The organism is Vibrio sp. SALL6, from assembly GCF_002002385.1.
GTDB classification, from domain to species: Bacteria; Pseudomonadota; Gammaproteobacteria; order Enterobacterales; family Vibrionaceae; genus Vibrio; species Vibrio parahaemolyticus.
In genome coordinates this window covers 1-3836 of the sequence record NZ_MQVK01000069.1, presented here as the reverse complement: position 1 = coordinate 3836, position 3836 = coordinate 1, and the positions used below count along the sequence as shown (strand labels likewise).

Here is a 3836-nt window from a genome sequence, read left to right as displayed (position 1 = left end):
CACCCCTTAACGCAGCGTTATGTAACATGGAGGTTTAATGAACATTGCAGTCATATTAGGTACTTCTAAAACGGACGGAAACACCCGAAAATTAGCAGACTCTTTTGTTGAGCAGTCTGGTGCAAAGTTGTTTGATCTATCTAATTTCAACGTTAGTTTTTATGACTACTCGCATGAAAATAAAAACGATGATTTCCTTCCCATAATCCATGAACTACTCAGCTTTGATCATCTGGTGTTTGTTTCTCCTGTGTACTGGTACTCAATGTCAGCACAGCTAAAAGTCTTCTTTGACCGATTATCTGACCTTTTAACGATTGAAAAAGAATTGGGGCGTAGGCTAAAGGGTAAGTCTATTTCAGTTCTATCTACGGGTTACAATTTGGAACTGCCTGATTGTTTCGTACAGCCATTTGAATTGACAGCAAAGTATATGCAACTTGAGTTCAAAGGCTGCGAATATCTTGCTGTACAAACGGAATCTGATTTAGGTAAAGTTACTGTTATCGCAGCACAAGCTATTGAAAATGTTACATAACAAAGCGTTCAAGAGGGACAGTCAACGCGTGGCGAATTTGGCTCAAGTCTTGGCATCGGTGTTTACGGCGGTAAATTAAAGTTTGGTGGTAGCGCGTTGCTGCCCCTTAACGCGGCGTTATACGATTAAGGAGTAAAATGAAGCCTGATTTACACGGAAGTAAGGTTGTATTGAGGTCAATTCAAATGGAAGATTCTGATGACTTGTTTGAAATTTATGGTGATGTTCAAACAATGGGATTTGCCTCAGATCCGGTTTTTCCATCGAAAGATTTGATATTTCAGATGCTAGAAAGCGTCGTCCAATTAGAAAAGTCGGGTGAATCGCTGGAATGGGCAGTTTTAGAGCAATCGACCAACAAAGTTATTGGAACTTGCGGTTTACATAGTTTTAGTGATTGTGGTCGTTCATGTGAGGTTGGATGCTTACTTAATTCAGCATATTGGCGACAAGGCTATATGTTGGAAGCTCTCAGTTTATTATTTTCTCACGCAAAATCTGTGGGCATTGAAAAATTGTATGCAGACATTGATGAAGGTAACTTTCGGTCTAAAGCTCTGTTTGAAAAATTAGGTTTCAAAGCCCAAAAAGGTCTTTTTCAGCGCTCGTTGTGAGAAATCGTATAACAAATTGTTCAAGAGTGATTCGGCACGCGTGGCATTTTTACTATGCGTTGGTTTTAGTGATTAAGGTGGTATGCGGCAGATTCGGTATTGCGTGCCTCACACCTTAACAAGGCGTTATGCAGCAAAGGAGTATTATGAAAGAGTATGTCGCAGTGATAGCAGCTGTAGTTGCTGGGGTGTTCACCATTGTCTCAGCAATTACAATGTGGAAATTAACGCATCGAACAAGTGAAATAGCGCGCGAACAAGCAACGGCAGATGCTAAGTTTAACGAGAAAAAGGCACTGTATGTCCGAACACATGAGTTGTATGAAAGTGCAATTAAGTGTACTAAAAACTACGAAAGCAATAACTTGTCAGAGGCATTTAGCAAATTAACCGCCGAAATTAACCTAATCGCTTCAAGTGATGTCGCTAAGCAATATTTCTATGTTGCTGATCTATTTCAAGATTGGATGCCTCTGTATTTCAAAGCATTTCCTGCACCACAAAAAATAGGTGATCAAACTTATATCACAATCCAATCTCCTGATCCGACGCTAAAGTACAAACAACCCGAAAAAGAAGCGTATGAAAAATTTTATAGCAGTTACGAAGAGCTGATAAAGTTAATGCGTGTGGAACTAGCAGCTGCATAACAAAGCGTTTAAGACGGATTCCCAACGCTTGGCATTCTCGGTTTGATTCAGCTTTAGTGTTTACGGCACAATAGGTTAGGTAGGGTGGTCTGCGTTGCTCACCACTTAACGCGGCGTTAGCTTCTAAATGCTCTGTAGATGCTCACAGTAATGCCCCCGAGAAAGCAGCCTCCTAAAGGGATTATCAGAACTGTAATTATTAGTAGCGTGCTGGCAGAATGAAATTCCGCTGGGGATGTTGCAAAAATTTGGTAGAAACCATCTGTGTAAGGGGGACGGGAGCCATACTCAGCCAAGACTCTTAGCGTCATGGGGAAAAGTATTACTAAAGTGTACCACTTTTTGAAGCTGCTATTAGATAGGACTATTCCAAGAATAATGCATACGATAGAGACAAAATTTAGAAAAGTACTTGTGCTTGTGAAGATAAAATAGACATCTATGGAAAATGCAACTGCTGACGCAATATAAAATGCTTGTAAGAAAGGTGAATCTGAATTGTACAAAGTGAGAACTCTATAATTTTGGGGTGGTAATTGTATATTTATCTGATGGTTAGTCAACATTTATGGGGTTTAGAAAGCTAACAAAGCGTTTAAGACGGATTCACAACGCTCGGCATTTTTGGTTTGCTTCAGCTTAAGTGTTTACGGCACAATACTTTAAGTGCAGTGGTCTGCGTTGCTCACCACTTAACGCGGCGTTATTTCCGCAACGGATCTCTCAGGCTGAATGTACGTGATTGTAGCCTAAGAGTGAAAGTGGCGGGGTAATAGGGTGGAAAAGCGGCGAAAAGGGCGAATATTGGTCATTTCCATGCTAGCGCTTAAAGCGCTTTAAGCGCACCTTAATATGGCGCAGCAATTAAAGAGTGACGCTAAAGCGATTTAAGGTAGTGAGCTGCCAAATACTTCGGCTTCGATTTTTGCCTGCATACCGAAAATTTCTCGTTATATCAAGAGATTAGGCGTAAACATAGCCGACTTTAGTTGCGGAATAACAAGACGTTCAAGGCGATTCGAAACGCATTGGGGTTTTAGTGCCCAAATAGGCACGGATTTATCAGAGTTTATTTTAGGTTAGGGTGCATGTGCGTCTCTCACACCTTAACTGCGCGTTATACAAACGGAGACAACTGTGAGTTTAGAAGAACTTAATCTCGAAAATCTTCCCCTTCAACATGAGCTGGTTAAATCTGTTTATACTGCGTTTATTTCCGAAGACAACGTGGTCGCCGCAGTGTTAGTAGGCTCATTGGCTGCAGGTAAGGGAGACCGAGTATCTGACGCTGATATTTTGATTCTTACTCAAAATGAATTCCATAAATCCACACAAGAGTGCTTCTCGGCTTTTGAGCGTGGTAAAGAAATTTTCTATCGCAATCAAGGCTTCCATAACGAGAATGCTTACTTTACAAAATACATTTTCACAGACTTAACCAGCACAGAGATTCATTGCTTAGATCTAAGCGAACCTTTTGATATCTCCAAACCTTTCAAAGTGCTATTTGATAAAACGGGTGCAGTTGAGTCACGATTAACCGATGCTCCTGCACCAAAGCACGAAGATTTTCCTGCATATACAAATGGTGACCAAGGTTTAATCTGGGAACTTTTAGAGTGTATAAAGTGGTTAAGCCGAGGTAAAAATGAACTAGCCAAATCTTACCTTAAGAAATTGGCGGATAAGCTGTAACAGTTTGTATAACAAAGCGTTTAAGGCAGATTCCCAACGCTTGGCATTTTTATTACATCGTTGGGTTTTGTGTTTACGGTGGTATGGTTAGGTTTCGTGGTGGCGTTGCTCACTACTTAACGGGGCGTTATACCACTATGTGAGAAACTGAGTTCTGCATACAAGAAAGTCGTTTACGATTCGGCTTTTTGAAGCGGTTCTATATATGTCATATGCAGTTAAAGCTGAAGCTCTTGCTAAAGCTATTCTAGTTCTTGTTGATGGTGGAGTTGATGATTCTCATTGTTATCGCAATTTAGTTGATAATTTGTATGCGTATCGTGTCGGTGCAGTAAATGG

4 protein-coding genes are annotated in these 3836 nt (G+C 40.6%); all 4 read left to right on the top strand.

Translation table 11 applies throughout. From position 1 onward, the window contains the following. The first annotated feature begins 37 nt into the window (after nt 1–37). Nucleotides 38–538 carry a flavodoxin family protein gene (locus BIW15_RS23920; protein WP_029857081.1) on the top strand — a complete coding sequence of 167 codons (501 nt, stop codon included), beginning with the start codon at nt 38–40 and terminating at the stop codon, nt 536–538. 137 nt (nt 539–675) lie between these two features. Beyond that, nucleotides 676–1152, top strand: a complete 477-nt coding sequence (locus BIW15_RS23915; RefSeq protein WP_077281754.1) for a GNAT family N-acetyltransferase — start codon at nt 676–678, stop codon at nt 1150–1152. 146 nt (nt 1153–1298) lie between these two features. Beyond that, complete coding sequence (locus BIW15_RS23905; RefSeq protein ID WP_077281752.1) at nt 1299–1802, top strand: hypothetical protein; 504 nt, start codon at nt 1299–1301, stop codon at nt 1800–1802. A 1137-nt stretch (nt 1803–2939) separates the two neighbouring features. Continuing rightward, nucleotides 2940–3497 (top strand): nucleotidyltransferase domain-containing protein, encoded by a 558-nt coding sequence (locus BIW15_RS23900; RefSeq protein WP_031382137.1) that lies wholly within the window; start codon nt 2940–2942, stop codon nt 3495–3497. Nucleotides 3498–3836 lie beyond the last annotated feature (339 nt).

Bases quoted from the DNA above. Each gene is read 5' to 3' on its own strand.
- BIW15_RS23920 (WP_029857081.1), top strand. From the start codon at position 38: ATGAACATTGCAGTCATATTAGGTACTTCTAAAACGGACGGAAACACC.
- BIW15_RS23915 (WP_077281754.1), top strand. From the start codon at position 676: ATGAAGCCTGATTTACACGGAAGTAAGGTTGTATTGAGGTCAATTCAA.
- BIW15_RS23905 (WP_077281752.1), top strand. From the start codon at position 1,299: ATGAAAGAGTATGTCGCAGTGATAGCAGCTGTAGTTGCTGGGGTGTTC.